This window comes from Streptomyces sp. NPDC015139 (assembly GCF_043079785.1).
Classification (GTDB): domain Bacteria; phylum Actinomycetota; class Actinomycetes; order Streptomycetales; family Streptomycetaceae; genus Streptomyces; species Streptomyces albidocamelliae.
In genome coordinates this window covers 18,673-36,631 of sequence record NZ_JBIBUW010000010.1, presented here as the reverse complement: position 1 = coordinate 36,631, position 17,959 = coordinate 18,673, and the positions used below count along the sequence as shown (strand labels likewise).

The window sequence follows — 17,959 nt, the reverse complement described above, 5'->3', positions numbered from 1 at the left end:
TGTCGCCTAGCGGCCGGTCAGGCGCCTGGCGTTTTCCAGGTGCGCGGTGAGCTGCTTCTGGATGCGCTCGGTCGCCTCGTCCAGGGCCTTGCGCGTGCGCCGCCCGCTGCCGTCGCCCGCCTCGAAGGGGTCGCCGAAGACGACGTCGACGCGGGACCGCAGGGGCGGGAGCCCCTTGATCAGCCGTCCGCGCCTGTCGGAGCTTCCCAGTACGGCGATGGGCACGACCGGCGCCCCGCTGCGGACCGCGAAGTACGCGAGCCCGGCGCGCAGGGAGGCGAAGTCGCCCGTGCCGCGGGTGCCCTCCGGGAAGATGCCCAGGACTCCCCCGGCCTCCAGCACGCCGAGGGCCCGGCCGATGGCGGTGCGGTCGGCGGAGGCGCGGTCGACCTTCACCTGGCCGATCCCGGTCAGGAAGGGGTTCAGCGGGCCGACGAACGCCTCCTTCTTGATCAGGAAGTGCGTCGGCCGGGGTGCCACGCCCATGACCATCGGGCCGTCGACGTTGTGCGAGTGGTTCACCGCGAAGATCACCGGGCCGGTCGCGGGCACCTTCCAGGCGCCGAGCACCCGGGGCTTCCACAGCCCGTACATCAGGCCGACGCCGATACGCCGCCCGACCTCGGCGCCCCGCTCCGAGGGGAGGGACGGCTCGGTCACTTTCCGGCCCGCTTCTCCTCGACCAGGGTGACGACGCACTCGATGACCTGGGCGAGGGTGAGCTCGGTGGTGTCCACCTCGACGGCGTCGCCGGCCTTGGCGAGCGGCGAGGTCTTGCGGCTGGAGTCGGCCGCGTCCCGCTTGATCAGGGCCTCCCGGGTGGCCTGGACGTCGGCGCCCTTGAGCTCGCCGCTGCGGCGGGCCGCGCGGGCCTCCGCCGAGGCGGTGAGGAAGATCTTCAGGTCGGCGTCCGGCAGGACGGTCGTACCGATGTCCCGGCCCTCGACCACTATGCCCTTCTCCGCGCCGGTGGCGAGGGTGCGCTGGAGCTCGGTGATCCGGGCGCGCACCTCGGGCACCGCGCTGACCGCGCTCACCTGGGAGGTGACCTCCTGGGTGCGGATCGGGCCGGCCACGTCGACGCCGTCGACCATGATGGTCGGGGCGGACGGGTCGGTGCCGGAGATGATCTCGGGCTTGCCGGCCACGTCGGCGATGGCGGCCGGGTCCGCCAGGTCGATGCCGTTGTTCACCATCCACCAGGTGATGGCGCGGTACTGGGCGCCGGTGTCCAGGTAGCTCAGGCCGAGCTGGGCGGCGACGGCCTTCGACGTGCTCGACTTGCCCGTGCCGGAGGGGCCGTCGATCGCGACGATCACGGGCTTGGCGGTCGGGGCGGCGCCGTTTTCCACGGGAGGGCACCTTCCTGGTGAAGGGTGGTGGGCGGGGTGGGAGCGCGAGGGCGCCCCGCACAAGGTTACTGGCTCGCGCGAGGGGCCCTCACCGGGCTCACTGCCGCAGGGCCCAGCCCCGCTCGCGCAGTGCCTCCTTCAGGGACGCCGCCGCCTTCGGCTCGACCATGAGCTGGATCAGGCCGGCCTGCTGACCGGTGGCGTGCTCGATGCGCACGTCCTCGACGTTGACCCCGGCCCGTCCCGCGTCCGCGAAGATGCGGGCCAGCTGTCCGGGCTGGTCGTCGATGAGGACGACGACGGTCTCGTACACCCGGGGCGCGCTGCCATGCTTTCCGGGTACCCGCACCTGGCCCGCGTTCCCGCGGCGCAGGACGTCCTCGACGCCGGCCGTGCCGTCGCGCCGCTTGTCCTCGTCGGAGGACTGCAGGGCGCGCAGGGCCCGCACCGTCTCGTCCAGGTCGGCGGCGACGTCGGAGAGCAGGTCGGCGACCGGGCCCGGGTTCGCGGACAGGATGTCGATCCACATGCGCGGGTCGGAGGCGGCGATCCGCGTCACGTCCCGGATGCCCTGCCCGCACAGCCGTACGGCCGCTTCCTCGGCGTGCTCCAGGCGGGCGGCGACCATGCTGGACACCAGGTGGGGCATGTGGGAGACGAGGGCTACGGCGCGGTCGTGGGCGTCGGCGTCCATGACGACCGGGACGGCCCGGCAGTGGGAGACCAGCTCCAGGGCGAGGTTCAGCACCTCGGTGTCGGTGTCCCGGGTCGGGGTGAGCACCCAGGGCCGGCCCTCGAAGAGGTCGCCGGTGGCGGCCAGCGGGCCGGACTTCTCCCGGCCGGACATGGGGTGGGTGCCGAGGTAGCCCGTGAGGTCCAGGCCCAGTGCCTCCAGCTCGCGGCGCGGGCCGCCCTTGACGCTGGCGACGTCCAGGTAGCCGCGGGCCGCGCCCCGGCGCATGGCGTCGGCGAGCACCCCGGCCACGTGCGCGGGCGGGGCGGCGACGATCGCCAGGTCGACCGGGCCCTCGGGGGCCTCGTCGGTGCCGGCGCCCAGTGCGGCGGCCGTACGGGCCTGCTGCGGGTCGTGGTCGGCGAGGTGCACCGTGACGCCGCGCTGGACCAGCGCCAGGGCGGCGGAGGTGCCGATGAGGCCCGTTCCGATGACGAGTGCGGTTCTCACTGGGCGATGTCCTTGCGCAGGGCGGCCGCGGCGCCGAGGTAGACGTGGGCGATCTCGGCGCGGGGCCGGTCCGACTCGATGTGCGCGAGGATCCGCACGATGCGGGGCATGGCGCCCTCGATGTCCAGTTCCTGGGCGCAGATCAGCGGGACGTCGACGATGCCGAGCTTGCGTGCGGCGGCGGCCGGGAAGTCGCTGTGCAGGTCGGGGGTGGCCGTGAACCAGATGCTGATCAGGTCGTCGGCGGTCAGCCCGTTCCGCTCCAGGACGGCGGTGAGCAGGGCTCCGACCCGCTCGTCCATGTGTCCGGCCTCGTCCCGTTCGAGTTGGACGGCTCCCCGGACCGCTCGTACCGCCACGGCGCTGCTCCTCGCTGACAGGTGTGTCTGTGCTGATCCGTCCAGCGTAGTCAGCCCGCGCGGGCGGGGCGCGCGGCGCCCGATCACTGAGACGATGCGAACGCCCCGGTATGTACCGGTTTCACTTTCTGCCCCCAACGTCTGTACGGAGTGGTGACATGACCCAGCCCACGACGCGGCGCACGGTTCTGGCGACGAGCGCGGCGGCGCTCGCCGTGGGATGCGTGGGATGCGGCGCCGACAGCGACAAGAGCTCTCCGGCCTCGGACACCTCGGCGTCCCCCGCTCCGGCCACGTCCTCGGCGTCCGCCTCCCCCGCCGCCGACTCCTTCACCCAGGAGGAGCTGGCGAAGACCACGGACATCCCGCAGGGCGGCGGCAAGATCTTCAAGAAGCAGAAGGTCGTGGTCACCCAGCCGAAGAAGGGCGAGTTCAAGGCCTTCTCGGCGATCTGCACGCACCAGGGCTGCACGGTGGCCAAGGTGGCGGACGGCACGATCGACTGTCCCTGCCACGGCAGCAGGTTCCACGTCACCGACGGCTCGGTGGCCCACGGCCCGGCCACGAAGCCGCTGCCGAAGAAGCCGATCAAGGTGGAGGGAAATTCGATCCGCCTGACGTGACGGCCCCGCGTACGCTCCGCGCATGCAGTCCGAGAACCCGAAGAGCCCCGCGAACCCCGAGAGCGGCGGAAGCGCTGTGCAGTTGGTGCGCGACCACACGATCTACGCCTGTGTCATGGGTTCGCGGGCCTTCGGCCTGGCCACGGACGGCAGCGACACCGACCGGCGGGGTGTGTTCCTCGCCCCCACCCCCCTGTTCTGGCGGTTCGAGAAGCCGCCGACGCATGTGGAGGGTCCGGGCGAGGAGCAGTTCTCCTGGGAGCTGGAGCGGTTCTGCGAGCTGGCGCTGCGCGCCAACCCGAACATCCTGGAGTGCCTGCACTCGCCCCTGGTCGAGCACGTGGACGGCACCGGCCGGGAGCTGCTGTCCCTGCGCGGCGCCTTCCTCTCCCGTCAGGTCCACGGCACCTTCACCCGCTACGCGCTCGGCCAGCGGCGCAAGCTGGACGCCGACGTCCGCGCCACGGGCGCACCGCGCTGGAAGCACGCGATGCACCTGCTGCGGCTGCTGATCAGCGCCCGCGACCTGCTGCGCACCGGGGAGCTGCGGATCGACGTCGGCGACCGGCGGGAGTTCCTGCTCGCGGTGAAGCGCGGCGAGGTGCCGTGGGCGGAGGTCGAGGGGTGGATGGTCCGGCTGGCGGCCGAGACCGAGGAGGCCGAGCGGGGCACCCCGCTGCCGCCGGAGCCGGACCGCGCACGGGTGGCCGACTTCCTCCACCGCGTGCGCCGCGCCTCAGCCCTCGACGCGGAGCCGCACCACCAGGTCGTGCAGGGCGTCGTACGCGGTGGGCGCGTCGGGCAGGACTGAGGCCGACTGGGCCTCGTCGAGCACGGCGTGCAGCCGCTCCACGTCGGCCTCCACCCGCGCGTGGTCGACCCGCGCGGTGCCGTGTTCGCGCTCGGCCTTGGCGGCTATCAGCTCGGGCAGATACCCGGGGGCGTCCACCAGGCCGAGGAGCGTGGGCAGGTGGGCCTGGACCTCGCCGCTGCGCATCAGGTGGATGCCGGTGAGCAGCACCCGGAACGTGTAGAGCAGCGGCTTGAGTTCGGCGGTCTTGTCGAACAGCCGCCACTGGGTCACCGCGAACCCCCGGTAGTGGTGGGCGTGGTGGCCGGTGAGGACGCCCGGGACGAGCGCGGCCAGTTCCCGGTGCGCGTCCGAGGTGTGCACGACCAGCGGCGAGAGCAGCTGCTCCAGGACGTACCCGTTGCGGCGGAGCATCAGCCGGACGAACTTGCGCAGATCGTGGGTGACGAGGTCGAGCTCGACACCGAACCGCACCCAGGCCCGCGAGCGGGTCTCCTCCGGCTCGCGCAGCCCGACGAGGTCGGCCGTCGGCAGCAGATGGACGCCCCGGAGGTCCACGTCCGAGTCCCGCGAGGGGAAGCCGTACAGGTGGGCGCCGGAGACGGTCGCGAACAGCAGCGGGTCGCGCTGTTCGGCGACCACGGGGGCGAGGTCGATGTCGAGGTCTTCGATCATGGGCCTAAGCGTCCCAGAGCGTTCCCAGGGCCAACAGGTCGCCTCGGTACTCGATCCGCTCGGCCCAGTCGGCGGGCCAGGCGTCCGCGCCCAGCCAGGCGCCCGCGAAGGCACCGGTCAGGCAGGCGATGGAGTCGGAGTCCCCCTTGGAGCAGGCGGCCCGGCGCAGCGCGGTGACGGGCTCGTCCGGGAAGAGCAGGAAGCACAGCAGTCCGGTGGCGAGGGCCTCCTCGGCGATCCAGCCCTCTCCGGTGGCCAGGCACGGGTCGGTCTCCGGGGAGACGGTCCGCACGGCCTCCTGGAGGCGGTCGAGGATGTCCAGGCACTCGTCCCAGCCGCGGCTGATGAAGTGCTCGGGGCCGGGGTCCTGGGAGCGGGTCCACAGGTCGCCGAGCCAGGTGTGGTCGTAACGGGTCCGGTTCTCCAGCGCGTAGGAGCGCAGGCGCCCGACCAGGCCGGCCGGGTCCACGCCCCGCGCGAGCAGGTGGACGGCGCGTGCGGTGAGGTCGGAGGCGGCGAGCGCGGTGGGGTGGCCGTGGGTCAGCGCGGACTGCAACTGGGCCGCGCCGGACCGCTGTTCGTCGCCGAGGCCGGGCGCCAGCCCGATGGGGGCGACCCGCATGTTGGCGCCGCAGCCCTTGGAACCGATCTGGCTGGCGTCCTGCCAGCGCCGGCTCTCGTCGTTCAGCAGGTCGCAGGCGGTCAGGCAGGTGCGGCCGGGGGCGCGGTTGTTCTCCGGCGAGTGGTACCAGCCCACGAACTCCTCGCGCAGCGGCCGCTCCAGCTGCTCGGGCGCCAGGTGACCGCGCTCCATGGCGGTGCGCAGTCCGCGCCCGAGGGCGAGGGTCATCTGGGTGTCGTCGGACACGAAGGCCCGCTCGGGCAGCTCCATCTCCCGCCAGGGCCCGCACTTGGCGAGGATCGAGGGCACGTCGTTGAATTCGGTCGGGAAGCCCAGGGCGTCCCCGAGGGCGAGGCCGATCAGTGCACCGGTCGCCGGCTGCTTGGACATACAGTGTCCCCCTTTATCGTCACAGTGACAATAAAGGGGGACGGTGAACGGCGCAAGGCCGGTCTAGAGATCGACCTCCTGCATCAGCATGCCGACCTCGGTGTTCGACAGGCGGCGCAGCCAGCCCGACTTCTGGTCGCCCAGGGTGATCGGGCCGAAGGAGGTGCGGACCAGCTTCTCGACCGGGAAGCCGGCCTCGGCGAGCATGCGCCGCACGATGTGCTTGCGGCCCTCGTGCAGGGTCACCTCGACCAGGTAGTTCTTGCCGGTCTGCTCGACGACGCGGAAGTGGTCCGCGCGCGCGTAGCCGTCCTCCAGCTGGATGCCGTCCTTCAGGCGCTTGCCGAGGTCGCGCGGGATCGGGCCCACGATCGCGGCGAGGTAGGTCTTCTTCACGCCGTACTTGGGGTGCGTCAGCCGGTGCGCCAGCTCGCCGTGGTTGGTGAGCAGGATGACACCCTCGGTCTCGGTGTCGAGCCGGCCGACGTGGAAGAGCCGCGTCTCACGGTTGGTGACGTAGTCACCGAGGCACTGGCGGCCCTCCGGGTCCTCCATGGTGGAGACGACACCGGCGGGCTTGTTCAGCGAGAAGAACTGGTACGACTGCGTCGCGACCGTCAGGCCGTCGACCTTGACCTCGTCCTTCTCCGGGTCGACCCGGCGGCCCTGCTCCAGCACGATCTCGCCGTTGATCTCGACCCGGGCCTGCTCGATCAGCTCCTCGCAGGCGCGCCGGGAGCCGTAGCCCGCGCGCGCGAGCACCTTCTGCAGCCGCTCGCCCTCCTGCTCGGCGCCGGGGAAGGTCTTGGGCAGCTTGACGTCCTTCTTGCCCGCGTACCGCTCCCGGTTGCGCTCCTCGACCCGCGTCTCGTACTCACGCGAGCGGGCCGGCGCCGAACGGTCGCGCCCGGCGCCCTGGCCCTGCCGGGGGCCGCCCTTGGCGCCACCGCGCGCCGAGGCGCCCCGTCCGGACTTCGGGCCGGACTGGGTGGCGCCGGGGCCCACGTCGTAGCGCCGCTCCTCCGGACGCGGCTTCTTCGGCCGGCCGCCCTGGTTGTCGTCACGGGAGTTGCCGGCGCCGCGGTAGTTACCGCGGCCACCACCGCTCCCGCCGCGGCCGCCGCTGTTGCCACCACGGCTCCCGCCGTTGTTTCCGCTGCTGTTCCTGCCGCTGCTGCTTCGCATCAAAGTTCCGTCTTGTCGTCTGCGTCCTCGGAATCCGGGGCGTCCGGATCGAACGACGGTACGCCCTCCTGGGTCTCGGCCTCGATCGCCTCCGCCTCCGGGAGGAAGGGCGCGAGCTCCGGAAGTTCGTCCAGGCCCCGCAGGCCCATCCGCTCCAGGAAGTAGTTCGTCGTCCTGTACAGGATCGCACCTGTTTCGGGTTCCGCGCCCGCCTCCTCGACCAGACCGCGCTGGAGGAGGGTGCGCATCACGCCGTCGCAGTTCACTCCGCGCACGGCGGAGACGCGGCTGCGGCTGACCGGCTGGCGGTAGGCGACCACCGCGAGGGTCTCCAGCGCCGCCTGGGTGAGGCGGGCGGTCTGCCCCTCCAGCACGAGCCGTTCGACCGCGGGCGCGTAGGCGGCCCGGGTGTAGAAGCGCCAGCCGCCGGCGACGTACCGCAGCTCGAAGCCGCGACCCTGCACGGTGTACTCGTCGGCAAGCTCGCGCAGCGCGTCCCCGATCCGCCGCTTGGGCCGCTCCAGGATCCGGGCGAGGTGCTCCTCGGTCGCGGGCTCGTCCACGACCATGAGCATCGCCTCCAGGGCCGGCTTCAGCTCGAGGTCGGCGGCGCCGTGCGGGCCCGCCGCGAGCTCCGCGGTCTCCTCGCTCATGGCTTCCTCTCCTCCTTGGGCTCCTCGGGCGGCCGGTCGAACTCGTCGGTGACCCGCGGCGCCGCGTCCGTGTCCCCGCCGGTCCAGCGCACGACCAGCTCCCCGAGCGCGGTCTCCTGCTCCAGGGCGACCGCCTTCTCGCGGTACAGCTCCAGCAGCGCGAGGAACCGCGCGACGACGGTGAGGGTGTCGTCGGTGTCCTCGACGAGCACCCGGAAGCTGACCTCGCCCAGCTCCCTCACCCGTGCCACCACGATGCCCGCCTGCTCCTGGACGCTGACCAGCGGGGCGTGGATGTGGTCGACGTAGACCTGCGGCTTGGGCCTGGGCTGCATCGCCTTGACGGCGAGCTTGGCGAACCCCTCGGGGCCGATGCTGATGACGACCTCGGGCAGCAGCTCGGCGTGCTCGGGTTCCAGGCCGACGGTGCGGGGCCGGCGCAGGGCCTCCTCGGCGAGGCGCTCGTTGAAGATGTCCGCGATCCGTTTGTAGGCGCGGTACTGGAGCAGCCGGGCGAACAGCAGGTCGCGCGCCTCCAGGAGCGCCAGGTCGGCCTCGTCCTCGACCTCGGCGCGGGGCAGCAGGCGGGCCGCCTTCAGGTCGAGCAGGGTGGCGGCGACGACCAGGAACTCGGTCGTCTGGTCCAGGTCCCAGTTCGGCCCCATGGCCCGGATGTGTGCCATGAACTCGTCGGTGACCTTCGACAGGGCGACCTCGGTGACGTCCAGCTTGTGCTTGGAGATCAGCTGGAGGAGCAGGTCGAAGGGCCCCTCGAAGTTCGCGAGCCGCACCTTGAAGACCCCGTCGGGAACCTCGCGACCACCAGCCGCCGACCCGACACCCCCGGACTCCGGAGCACCGACCCCCGGCAGGGGCGCGGCGACAGAGGCGGCCCGGTCCCCGGAGAGCACCCCGGGCTCCGCCACCGCCTCGGCCACCGCGACCGGCCCGGTGCCGGGTACGGGCTCGGCAGCCCCCACGGGCTCGGTGCCCGCCAAGGGCGCAGGAGCCACCGCGGGCTCGGTGCTCGTCAGGGCCTCGGTGCCCCTCCCGGACCCGGTGGCCACCAGCGCCTCGGCGACCGCGATGGACTCGCTGTCCGCCGCAGGTCCGGGGGCCACCGTCGGATCGTCAGCCCCCGCGGGTCGGGCGTCCGCGACCGGCTCGGTGCCCGATACAGGGCGGGAGGCCACCACCGCCTCGGCAGCCAGCACGGGTTCGCTGTCCGCCGCAGGCCCGGGCGCCACCACTGGTCCGGCGGACGCCGCCGGGCCAGTGCCTCTCGCGGGCTCGGTGTCGCCTACCGGTTCGGGAGCCGGCATCGCCTCGGCAGCCCCCACGGGCTCGGTGTCCGCCGCGGGCTCGGCAGCCCCCGCGGACTCGGTGCCCACCAGCGTCTGGGCGACCTCGACCGGCTCGGTGTGCCCTGGAGGCTCGTAAGCCGCCCCCGCGGGCTCGGTGTGCCCCAGCGTCTTGGCAGCCGCGTCCGGCTCGCTGCCCGCCCCCGGCTCGGATGCCGCCACCGGTTCGGCAGCCCGTTCCGGCTCGGTGCCTGCCGTGGGCTCGGACGCTGTCGGTGAGGGCTGCTCGGGACGCTCGGGTGGCGGAGCCGACGGCACTCCCGGTCCCCGGCCCAGCGCACGCCGGCGGCCGGCTGCTGGGCCGGAGGCAGGGGCGGGGGCGTCGTTCGAGGTCATGGCCCCCGCAGGCTACCGCTACCGCCCGCGCAGCCGTCGTACGAGGATGCTCGCGTCCCCGCGGGCCTCCAGGTCGGCCAGGACCACCGCCACCGCTTCGCGGACGATGCGGCCCCGGTCGACGGCGAGACCGTGCTCACCGCGGAGCACGAGACGCGCGTGCTCCAGGTCCATCAGCTCCTCGGCCGACACGTACACCGTGATCTTCTCGTCGTGCCGCTCGCGCCCGCTGGGCCGCCGGTTCGCCGCCCGTCCCCGCTTGCGCGGCTGCGCGGCGGCAGAACCTTCCTGCGGAGCCTGCCGTCGCGCCGGACGAGTGCGGGACTCGCCGGCCTCGGCCGGCTCCGTCTCGACCGCCGCGACATGCTCCGCACCCTCTCCGTCGCCGCCTCGGACGGGCACCGACTGCGGTGCGTCCTCCGTGGCGGCCGCCTCGTCGCTCTCCCCCGCGGGAGCCGGCACCCGGGCCTCACCATTGGCCCCGCGCCGGGGACTCGACGGCTGAAGCGCCATTCCCCCTGTCGTGCGGAAGAGTTCGTCGGCCCCCGGCAGACTCACTCGGCGTGACACCGGGCGAGCACCTCCCTGGCGAGCTGGCGATAGGCGGCGGCACCGACGGAGTTGGAGGCGTACGTGGTGATCGGCTCACCGGCGACCGTGGTCTCCGGGAAGCGGACCGTGCGCCCGATGACCGTGTGGTAGACGTGGTCGTCGAACGCCTCGACGACACGCGCGAGCACCTCACGGCTGTGCACGGTGCGCGAGTCGTACATCGTGGCGAGGATGCCGTCCAGTTCGAGCTCGGGGTTGAGCCGCTCCTGGACCTTCTCGATGGTCTCGGTCAGCAGGGCCACACCGCGCAGCGCGAAGAACTCGCACTCCAGCGGCACGATCACCTTGTGCGCGGCCGTCAGCGCGTTGACCGTGAGCAGGCCGAGCGAGGGCTGACAGTCGATCACGATGTAGTCGTAGTCGGGCAGCAGCGGCTTGAGCGCCCGCTGGAGCGTCGACTCGCGGGCGACCTCGGAGACCAGCTGGACCTCCGCGGCCGACAGGTCGATGTTGGACGGCAGCAGGTCCATGTTGGGGACCGCCGTCTTCAGCAGGACCTCGTCCGCCGACATGCCCCGCTCCATGAGCAGGTTGTAGACGGTGAGGTCGAGCTCCATCGGATTGACGCCGAGACCCACCGACAGCGCGCCCTGCGGGTCGAAGTCCACGAGCAGCACGCGCCGGCCGTACTCCGCGAGCGCGGCACCCAGGTTGATGGTCGACGTCGTCTTGCCGACGCCGCCCTTCTGGTTGCACATCGCGATGATCTTCGCGGGGCCGTGGTCGGTCAGCGGGCCCGGGATCGGGAAGTACGGCAGCGGGCGTCCGGTCGGACCGATGCGCTCACGGCGCTGGCGGGCCGCGTCGGGCGCCAGCGTGGCCGCGTACTCGGGATCGGGCTCGTACTCGGCGTCGGGGTCGTAGAAGTGCCCCTCGGGCAGTTCGTCGTAGTCGGCGAAGTGGTTGTGGGGCGCGCCACTTCCGTCGCCGGCCATGGCGTTCACGTGATGGCCATCCATGCTCTGGTGTGCTGTCCGGGCGATCTGCGGCCGCGGACTCTGGTGGGCTGCGAAGGTGCGCACAGCTACGGAGCCGACAGCCTCGACACCCGCGGGGCCCTGGCCCCGTGCGGGCATTCCTGGTTGACCACCCCCGGGAGAAAATGTCGACTCATTCACAAGTCGTCTTACCTCCTTGGTGACCAGGAAACTTCTAGACAAGGTCAGCGTGGCACCATGCCGACGGTTGGCGACTCTATGGCGTGTCGGCGGTCCGCAGCAACACAATCCGCCGGACCCGGCAGGATGTGTCGGCAATGAAACATCTCGCTGTCAAGGGCGTACGGCCGTCGCACAGCAGGTTTCACCGGTGTGCGAATCGGTCGAAGGGTTACGTTCGAGGCGAGTTGACCGAGAGTCGCAAAGTGACCATACACACATCCGGCCGGACCTTGTCGGGCAAGGTCCGGCCGGGCGTGCGATGTTGACGAGACGTGTTGACGAATCGCCTTTTGACCGGGGACGACTTAACGACTCACCAGGTCACGGAGGTCAGCCCAGCAGGGTCTCGAGCTCGACGTGCTCCAGGCCGTGGGCCTCGGCGACCTCCTTGTAAACGACCTTGCCGTCATGGGTGTTGAGACCCTTGGCGAGCGCGGCGTCGCGGCGCAGCGCCTCGACCCAGCCGTTGTTGGCCAGCGACACGATGTACGGCAGCGTGGCGTTGGTGAGGGCGTTGGTGGAGGTGTTCGGCACACCGCCCGGCATGTTGGCGACGCAGTAGAAGACCGAGTTGTGGACCTCGAAGGTCGGCTCGGCGTGCGTGGTGGGACGCGAGTCCTCGAAGCAGCCGCCCTGGTCGATCGCGATGTCGACAAGGACACTTCCGGGCTTCATCCGGGACACCAGCTCGTTGGTGACCAGCTTCGGGGCCTTGGCGCCCGGGATGAGGACCGCGCCGATGACGAGGTCGGCGTCGAGGACGGCCTTCTCCAGCTCGAAGGTGTTGGACATGATCGCCTTGACCTTCGTGCCGAAGATCTTGTCGGCCTCGCGCAGCTTGTTGATGTCGCGGTCCAGCAGGGTCACGTCGAAGCCCATGCCGACGGCGACCTGGGTGGCGTTCCAGCCGGAGACGCCACCGCCGATGACGACGGCCTTCGCCGGGGTCACGCCCGGGACGCCGCCCGGCAGCACGCCACGGCCGCCGGCCGCGCGCATGAGGTGGTAGGCGCCGACCTGCGGGGCCAGGCGGCCCGCGACCTCGGACATCGGGGCGAGCAGCGGCAGGGCGCGGCTCGGCAGCTCGACCGTCTCGTAGGCGATGGCCGTGGTACCCGACTCGACGAGCGCGTCCGTGCACTCCTTGGAGGCGGCCAGGTGCAGGTAGGTGAAGAGGATCTGGTCCTTGCGGAGGCGGTGGTACTCCTCCGCGATGGGCTCCTTGACCTTCAGCAGCAGGTCAGCGGCCGTCCAGACCTCGTCCGCCGTCTCGAGGATCTCGGCACCGGCGGCCACGTACTCGGTGTCCGTGATCGAGGAACCGAGGCCGGCGCCCCGCTCGACGACGACCTGGTGCCCGTTGCGCACCAGCTCGTGCACACCGGCGGGGGTGATGGCCACCCGGAACTCGTTGTTCTTGACCTCGCGGGGGATGCCGACCTTCACGTGGATCACGGTCCTTGGCTCAGAGGGTATGGGGGTGCATTACAGACGTACCCAGACATGCGGGGGCATACCGGGAGACACCGCTGGAGTGTGCGGCAGAGCCAGTCTAATGAAGGTGTTCCGGCTGTCTAGCCTTTCATTGCATCAATCTTCGCTCGCAGCACTGCGGATTTCGCAGGCGCTAACGTCGTGTTCCAGGCTTGCGCCGTCCTCCGACGGCTCTTCGTCCAGCATGCGCTCGGCCGCGGCGCGGTGCAGGTGGGCCGACGCGGGGTCGCCCAGGTGCTCCAGCGTGTCGGCCAGTCTGAGCTGCAGCGCGGCCTGCAGCCGGACGTCCTCGGCGCGCCGCGCCCACTCCACCGCCTCCTGGCAGGTGCGCAGCGATTCCTCGGGCCGTCCCGCGTACTCCTGCACCCGGGCCAGTTCGCTCAACGCCCGCGCCTGGGCGGCGACATCGCCGCTCTTGCGGTAGCCGGCCACGGCCGCCCGCCAGTTCCTGAGCGCCTCGCCGTAGCGGCCCGCGTAGGTGTGCGCGGTGGCGATCCGGCCGTACAGCCGGGCGGCCTGCTCGCGCTCGCCCCGCGCCAGCCGCTCGGACAGCGCGCGGCCGTACCAGTCGGCGGCCCGGTCGTGATCCCCGAGCTCCTGGTAGGCGCCGCCTACGGATTCCATCGCGCGGCCGGTCGCGTACGGGTCGTTCGCCTCCCGGCCGGCGTCCAGCGCCGACCGGTAGCGGGCGAGGGCGTCCCGGGTGCGACCGGTCTGGGCGTCGAGATCGCCCAGGTTCAGCAGGGCGGCGGCCTTCTCCCGGGACAGTCCGCGCCGCTCGGCGACGTCGAGGACGAGGCCGTGGACGCCGTACAGGTCCGCCGCGGCCGCCCGGGTGCCGACATGCGCCACGACGGCCCTGACCAGCTGTGACAGCAGCCGCCTGGCCAGCGTGTCCAGCTCCCCGTCGGCGACCGCGAGCCGGGCGGAGGCCAGCAGCGCGGGCCGGCGGACGCGCAGCCAGTCGGCGGCGGCCCTCGGCGTGGGGAAGCGCACCTCGCGGGGCATGGCGTTCAGCTTCTCGCGGGCCTGCGGGCTGTCCGTCTCGGTGATCGTCCGGCAGGCCTGGAGGAGCCGGACGGTCCGCTCCAGCATCCGGGCCCGGGCCAGCTGGAGCTCCGCGGGCCTCTCATGGGTCTCGGCGAGGGCCTTCAGCAGGGGGTGCAGACAGCCGGGGACCTCGTACTGGGGCAGGGGGGAGCCGGTCGTGCGCAGCAGGCCGAGGGCGACGAGGTCGTCGAGGACCGCCCGCGCGCCCTCGACCGAGCAGCCGGCCAGGGCCGAGGCGGTGTGCGGATCGGCCAGGCCGGCCGGGGCGAGGGAGAGCATGCGCAGCATCCGGGCGGCGGGGCCGGGCAGCTGGGCGTGGACGAGCCGCAGGACGCGGGCGAGCGGGGTGCCGTCGTCGGTGTCGGCGTGCAGGCGTTTGGCGAGGTCGGAGACGGCGGCCTGGGGGCGGGCGGCGAGCCAGCCGCCGGCCAGGACCAGGGCCGCCGGATGGCCCTGGCAGGCCTCGGCGAGGCTTTCGGCGGAGCGCGGGTCGACGGTGATGCGCACCGAGCCGGTGAACCGGGTCAGGAGCTCCACCGCGGACTTGGTGTCCAGGCCGCCGAGGGTGCAGGGACGGACGTCCGCGATACCGGTGAGCGGTCCGCCGGAGACGGCCACCACCAGGCAGTCGGGGGCCTCCGGGAGCAGCGCGTCGACCTGTTCGGCGCCGGGGGCGTCGTCCAGCAGGAGCAGCGTCCGCCGGTCGGCGAGGGCGGCGCGCAGCGCCTCGGTCAGGTCGTCCTCGGCGGCTCCGGCGGGGGTCGGCAGGCCCAGGGCGCCGAGCAGTTCGCGGGCGGCGCGCTCGACCGGGACGGGGGTGCCGTCGGGCTCGCCGAGCCGTGCCCGCAGCACCCCGTCGGGGTAACGCCCCGCGACCTGGCGGACGAGTTCCTCGGCGAGCGCGGTCCGTCCGGAACCGGGCCGGCCGGCGACCAGCAGCACCCGCGCGCGCGGGGCCTTGCGGCCGGAGAGGGTGTCCAGTCCCGCGCGCTCGATGTCGGCGCGCAGCTCCTTCAACTCCCTTGTGCGGCCCAGGAATCCGTCCCCCGCGGCCGTATGCGCGGACAGCCGCGCATCGTCTGTGTCCACCGCCTGATCCGTCACGGGCCACACTCCCGTCCCACCGCACGCGCAAGCCCGCAGGATCTTCCGGTACGGGCGTTTCCAGAGCCTAGTTCACGCTCTGCGACGATCCGTGGGGAGCGCGGCGGACGGGTCGCCCGATCGGATCAGGCGATGGTCACACCAATGCGCGGACGCGGTGGGTTCAGGAGGTGAAGGGGCGCGCCGGCCAGGGCGCGTCGGCGGGCCGCAGGGCGTCCAGGCCGTCCCCGCCGCGGGCGGCGACCAGCGACAGGACGCCCACGACCAGGCAGTTGTTGTGCAGGTCACCGGCGAGGACCAGGCGCACCAGCTCGTCGACCGGCAGGCGCGCGTGCTCCATGTCGGTCTCCTCGTGCTCCGCCTCGAAGCGCTCCCCCTCGACCTCGGACAGGTCGCGGGCGAGGAAGATCCGTACCGCCTCGTCGCAGCCGCCGGGCGTGGTGTAGACGTCGGTCAGGACCCGCCAGTCCTCCGCCTTGACGTGCGCCTCCTCGTACAGCTCGCGCTGGGCCGCGTGCAGCGGGTTCTCGCCGGGCACGTCGAGCAGGCCGGCCGGGATCTCCCAGAGCTTGTGCCGCACGGGGTGCCGGTACTGGTTGATCAGCAGGACCCGGTCCTCGTCGTCCAGGGCGAGGACGGCGACCGAGCCCGGATGGACCTGGTAGTCGCGGCGGACCACCGAGCCGTCGGGCATGACCACGTCGTCCGTGCGGACGGAGGTCTTGTTGCCCACGAAGGGGGTGTCCGTCGCCCGGATCTCCCACGCCTCGGCGGTGTCCTTGATCGTCATGCCCTGTCCTTCCACACGTGCAAGTGAGAAACCGGCCGATACGAAAGCCGGGGTGCCCACCTTTGAAGGTTCGCACCCCGGCCACCGTACAACTGGTGTGTTACTTCGAAGTCTTCCGCTCGACGGCCGCCTTCACGAGGCCGGCGAACAGCGGGTGCGGACGCGTCGGCCGCGAGCGCAGCTCGGGGTGCGCCTGCGTGGCGACCAGGTAGGGGTGCACGTCACGCGGGTACTCCACGTACTCGACGAGCTTGCCGTCCGGGGAGGTGCCGGAGAACAGGATGCCCGCCTTCTTCTCCAGCTCCGCGCGGTAGGCGTTGTTCACCTCGTAGCGGTGGCGGTGCCGCTCCTCGACGTACTCCTTGTCGTCGTACACCTCGCGGACGATGGAGCCGTCGGCCAGCTTGGCCGGGTACATGCCGAGCCGCATGGTGCCGCCCATGTCGCCCTCGCCGGCGACGATGTCCATCTGCTCGGCCATGGTGGAGATGACCGGGTGGGCGGTGGCCGGGTCGAACTCGGTGGAGTTGGCGTCCTGGATGTCGGCCAGGTTGCGGGCGGCCTCGACCACGATGCACTGCAGGCCCAGGCAGAGGCCGAGCAGCGGGATCCTGTTCTCGCGGGCGTAGCGGATGGCGCCGACCTTGCCGGTCACACCGCGCTCGCCGAACCCGCCGGGGATGCAGATGCCGTCCACGTCGCCGAGCTGCGCCTTGGCGCCGGCCGGGGTCTTGCAGTCGTCCGAGGTGACCCACTTGATCTTGACGCGGGCCTTGTTGGCGAAACCGCCGGCGCGCAGGGCCTCGGTGACCGACAGGTAGGCGTCGGGCAGGTCGATGTACTTGCCGACCAGGGCGAGGGTGATCTCGTGGTCGGGGTTGTGGACGCGGTCGAGCAGGTCGTCCCACGTCGTCCAGTCGACGTCCCGGAAGGGCAGGTCGAGCTTGCGCACCACGTAGGCGTCCAGGCCCTCGCCGTGCACGGTCTTCGGGATGTCGTAGATCGACCGGGCGTCGGGGCAGGCCACGACGGCGGCCTCGTCCACGTCGCACATCAGCGAGATCTTGCGCTTGATCGCGGTGGGGACCTCGCGGTCGCAGCGCAGCACGATGGCGTCCGGCTGGATACCGATGTTGCGCAGGGCGGCGACGGAGTGCTGGGTCGGCTTGGTCTTCAGCTCGCCGGACGGGCCGATGTACGGCAGCAGCGAGATGTGGACCACGAAGACGTTGTCCCGGCCGACCTCGTGGCGGACCTGGCGGACCGTCTCCAGGAACGGCAGCGACTCGATGTCGCCGACCGTGCCGCCGACCTCGGTGATGACGACGTCCACCTCGTCGGTGGCCATGCGGCGGATGCGGTGCTTGATCTCGTTGGTGATGTGCGGGATGACCTGCACGGTGTCGCCCAGGTACTCGCCGCGCCGCTCCTTGGCGATCACGGTGGAGTACACCTGGCCGGTGGTGACGTTGGCGGTGCCGTCCAGGTCCCGGTCGAGGAAGCGCTCGTAGTGGCCGATGTCCAGGTCGGTCTCGGCGCCGTCGTTGGTGACGAACACCTCACCGTGCTGGAAGGGGTTCATCGTGCCCGGGTCGACGTTCAGGTACGGGTCGAGCTTCTGCATCACGACGCGCAGGCCGCGGGCCTTGAGCAGCATGCCCAGGCTGGAGGCGGTGAGGCCCTTGCCGAGAGAGGAGGCGACACCCCCGGTGACGAAGATGTGCTTGGTCGTCGTAGATTTCGGCGGCATGGCCAAGAGGGGGCTCCCGTGGTCGCTGGCTGTCGTGCGGTACGGCTTCCGGCCCGGAAGACACTGTGCTTCCGGCCGTCGGTGCCGTCGCTGCGGTTCGGGGGTTTCGGGCCCACCGGTCCACGGGCTACCAGGGTATCAGCGCCCGAGCCCGATGGCTTCCGGCCACGCTCCGCGCTCCCCCGGCTACGGCGTGGCGCGCGACACCTGTCATCACGGACGCGCGCGGGTCACACTGGTTTCACCCGCTGCTCACTCGTTCGGCCCACACGGGTTGCCCGGAGCGGCACGCAGATCATCTACGTGCGTCGTATCCTGCTCGGACATTCGCTGCCGAGCCCGGCCGGAACGACGGCACACCCCCGCCACCATCATCCGGAACAACGAGAGCGCGGCAGTTCGTTGAGCAAGGACTGTCGTGTTGCCCCAGGGCTCGGCGGACTGCTTTG

At 71.9% G+C, this 17,959-nt stretch carries 17 protein-coding genes; 2 read left to right on the top strand and 15 right to left on the bottom strand.

All coding sequences use genetic code 11. The features are described from left to right. Positions 1-6 precede the first annotated feature (6 nt). The 4 genes from ACF08B_RS25580 to aroH all read right to left on the bottom strand — a co-directional run bounded on the left by ACF08B_RS25580 (position 7) and on the right by aroH (position 2,894). A complete protein-coding gene (locus tag ACF08B_RS25580) occupies positions 7-594 on the bottom strand; it encodes a lysophospholipid acyltransferase family protein (RefSeq protein ID WP_392319799.1) in 588 nt (195 codons plus the stop codon). A 62-nt stretch (positions 595-656) separates the two neighbouring features. Then, positions 657-1,352, bottom strand: a complete 696-nt coding sequence (gene cmk / locus ACF08B_RS25575; protein ID WP_392319570.1) for a (d)CMP kinase — start codon at positions 1,350-1,352, stop codon at positions 657-659. A 97-nt stretch (positions 1,353-1,449) separates the two neighbouring features. Continuing rightward, a complete protein-coding gene (locus ACF08B_RS25570; RefSeq protein ID WP_392319569.1) occupies positions 1,450-2,535 on the bottom strand; it encodes a prephenate dehydrogenase in 1,086 nt (361 codons plus the stop codon). Continuing rightward, positions 2,532-2,894 (bottom strand): chorismate mutase, encoded by a 363-nt coding sequence (gene aroH / locus ACF08B_RS25565; protein ID WP_392319568.1) that lies wholly within the window; start codon positions 2,892-2,894, stop codon positions 2,532-2,534. The genes ACF08B_RS25570 and aroH overlap by 4 nt, the downstream gene beginning before the upstream one ends. Before the next feature lie 158 nt (positions 2,895-3,052). Here aroH and ACF08B_RS25560 point away from each other — a divergent pair, with 158 nt between their 5' ends. Both ACF08B_RS25560 and ACF08B_RS25555 read left to right on the top strand, forming a co-directional pair. Then, positions 3,053-3,517: a Rieske (2Fe-2S) protein gene (locus ACF08B_RS25560; protein WP_392319567.1), complete on the top strand. Its 465-nt coding sequence runs from the start codon at positions 3,053-3,055 to the stop codon at positions 3,515-3,517. 22 nt (positions 3,518-3,539) lie between these two features. Next, positions 3,540-4,328, top strand: a complete 789-nt coding sequence (locus ACF08B_RS25555) for a DNA polymerase beta superfamily protein (RefSeq protein ID WP_392319566.1) — start codon at positions 3,540-3,542, stop codon at positions 4,326-4,328. On the opposite strand, the gene ACF08B_RS25550 is transcribed toward ACF08B_RS25555, so the two are convergent. From ACF08B_RS25550 to ACF08B_RS25500, 11 genes are all read right to left on the bottom strand, one after another. Continuing rightward, positions 4,254-5,003, bottom strand: coding sequence for a DNA polymerase beta superfamily protein (locus ACF08B_RS25550; RefSeq protein WP_392319565.1), 750 nt, complete (start codon positions 5,001-5,003; stop codon positions 4,254-4,256). The two genes, ACF08B_RS25555 and ACF08B_RS25550, sit on opposite strands and share 75 nt — an antisense overlap. Before the next feature lie 4 nt (positions 5,004-5,007). Continuing rightward, complete coding sequence (locus tag ACF08B_RS25545) at positions 5,008-6,015, bottom strand: ADP-ribosylglycohydrolase family protein (protein WP_392319564.1); 1,008 nt, start codon at positions 6,013-6,015, stop codon at positions 5,008-5,010. Between the two features lie 63 nt (positions 6,016-6,078). Further along, positions 6,079-7,200, bottom strand: coding sequence for a pseudouridine synthase (locus ACF08B_RS25540; protein ID WP_392319563.1), 1,122 nt, complete (start codon positions 7,198-7,200; stop codon positions 6,079-6,081). Continuing rightward, complete coding sequence (scpB, locus tag ACF08B_RS25535) at positions 7,200-7,853, bottom strand: SMC-Scp complex subunit ScpB (RefSeq protein ID WP_392319562.1); 654 nt, start codon at positions 7,851-7,853, stop codon at positions 7,200-7,202. Before scpB ends, ACF08B_RS25540 begins: the two co-directional genes overlap by 1 nt. Continuing rightward, complete coding sequence (locus ACF08B_RS25530; protein ID WP_392319561.1) at positions 7,850-8,974, bottom strand: segregation/condensation protein A; 1,125 nt, start codon at positions 8,972-8,974, stop codon at positions 7,850-7,852. Before ACF08B_RS25530 ends, scpB begins: the two co-directional genes overlap by 4 nt. A 594-nt stretch (positions 8,975-9,568) precedes the next feature. Beyond that, on the bottom strand, positions 9,569-10,120 hold the full coding sequence (locus ACF08B_RS25525; protein WP_093478849.1) for a hypothetical protein: 552 nt from the start codon (positions 10,118-10,120) through the stop codon (positions 9,569-9,571). Continuing rightward, on the bottom strand, positions 10,105-11,238 hold the full coding sequence (locus ACF08B_RS25520; RefSeq protein WP_093695895.1) for a ParA family protein: 1,134 nt from the start codon (positions 11,236-11,238) through the stop codon (positions 10,105-10,107). Before ACF08B_RS25520 ends, ACF08B_RS25525 begins: the two co-directional genes overlap by 16 nt. A gap of 414 nt (positions 11,239-11,652) precedes the next feature. Beyond that, positions 11,653-12,777, bottom strand: coding sequence for an alanine dehydrogenase (ald, locus tag ACF08B_RS25515; RefSeq protein ID WP_093478846.1), 1,125 nt, complete (start codon positions 12,775-12,777; stop codon positions 11,653-11,655). A 135-nt stretch (positions 12,778-12,912) separates the two neighbouring features. Further along, positions 12,913-14,970 carry a tetratricopeptide repeat protein gene (locus tag ACF08B_RS25510; RefSeq protein WP_392319560.1) on the bottom strand — a complete coding sequence of 686 codons (2,058 nt, stop codon included), beginning with the start codon at positions 14,968-14,970 and terminating at the stop codon, positions 12,913-12,915. 163 nt (positions 14,971-15,133) lie between these two features. Next, positions 15,134-15,760 carry an NUDIX hydrolase gene (locus tag ACF08B_RS25505; RefSeq protein ID WP_093478843.1) on the bottom strand — a complete coding sequence of 209 codons (627 nt, stop codon included), beginning with the start codon at positions 15,758-15,760 and terminating at the stop codon, positions 15,134-15,136. A 100-nt stretch (positions 15,761-15,860) separates the two neighbouring features. Continuing rightward, a complete protein-coding gene (locus tag ACF08B_RS25500; protein ID WP_392319798.1) occupies positions 15,861-17,510 on the bottom strand; it encodes a CTP synthase in 1,650 nt (549 codons plus the stop codon). Positions 17,511-17,959: the final 449 nt, after the last annotated feature.

What these genes read in the sequence shown, in the direction of transcription:
- ACF08B_RS25560 (WP_392319567.1), top strand. Translation starts at nt 3,053, where the DNA reads ATGACCCAGCCCACGACGCGGCGCACGGTTCTGGCGACGAGCGCGGCG.
- ACF08B_RS25540 (WP_392319563.1), bottom strand. Translation starts at nt 7,200, where the DNA reads ATGCGAAGCAGCAGCGGCAGGAACAGCAGCGGAAACAACGGCGGGAGC.
- ACF08B_RS25505 (WP_093478843.1), bottom strand. Translation starts at nt 15,760, where the DNA reads ATGACGATCAAGGACACCGCCGAGGCGTGGGAGATCCGGGCGACGGAC.
- ACF08B_RS25550 (WP_392319565.1), bottom strand. Translation starts at nt 5,003, where the DNA reads ATGATCGAAGACCTCGACATCGACCTCGCCCCCGTGGTCGCCGAACAG.
- ACF08B_RS25545 (WP_392319564.1), bottom strand. Translation starts at nt 6,015, where the DNA reads ATGTCCAAGCAGCCGGCGACCGGTGCACTGATCGGCCTCGCCCTCGGG.
- ACF08B_RS25520 (WP_093695895.1), bottom strand. Translation starts at nt 11,238, where the DNA reads ATGCCCGCACGGGGCCAGGGCCCCGCGGGTGTCGAGGCTGTCGGCTCC.
- ACF08B_RS25500 (WP_392319798.1), bottom strand. Translation starts at nt 17,510, where the DNA reads ATGCCGCCGAAATCTACGACGACCAAGCACATCTTCGTCACCGGGGGT.
- ACF08B_RS25580 (WP_392319799.1), bottom strand. Translation starts at nt 594, where the DNA reads ATGTACGGGCTGTGGAAGCCCCGGGTGCTCGGCGCCTGGAAGGTGCCC.
- scpB (WP_392319562.1), bottom strand. Translation starts at nt 7,853, where the DNA reads ATGAGCGAGGAGACCGCGGAGCTCGCGGCGGGCCCGCACGGCGCCGCC.
- ACF08B_RS25555 (WP_392319566.1), top strand. Translation starts at nt 3,540, where the DNA reads ATGCAGTCCGAGAACCCGAAGAGCCCCGCGAACCCCGAGAGCGGCGGA.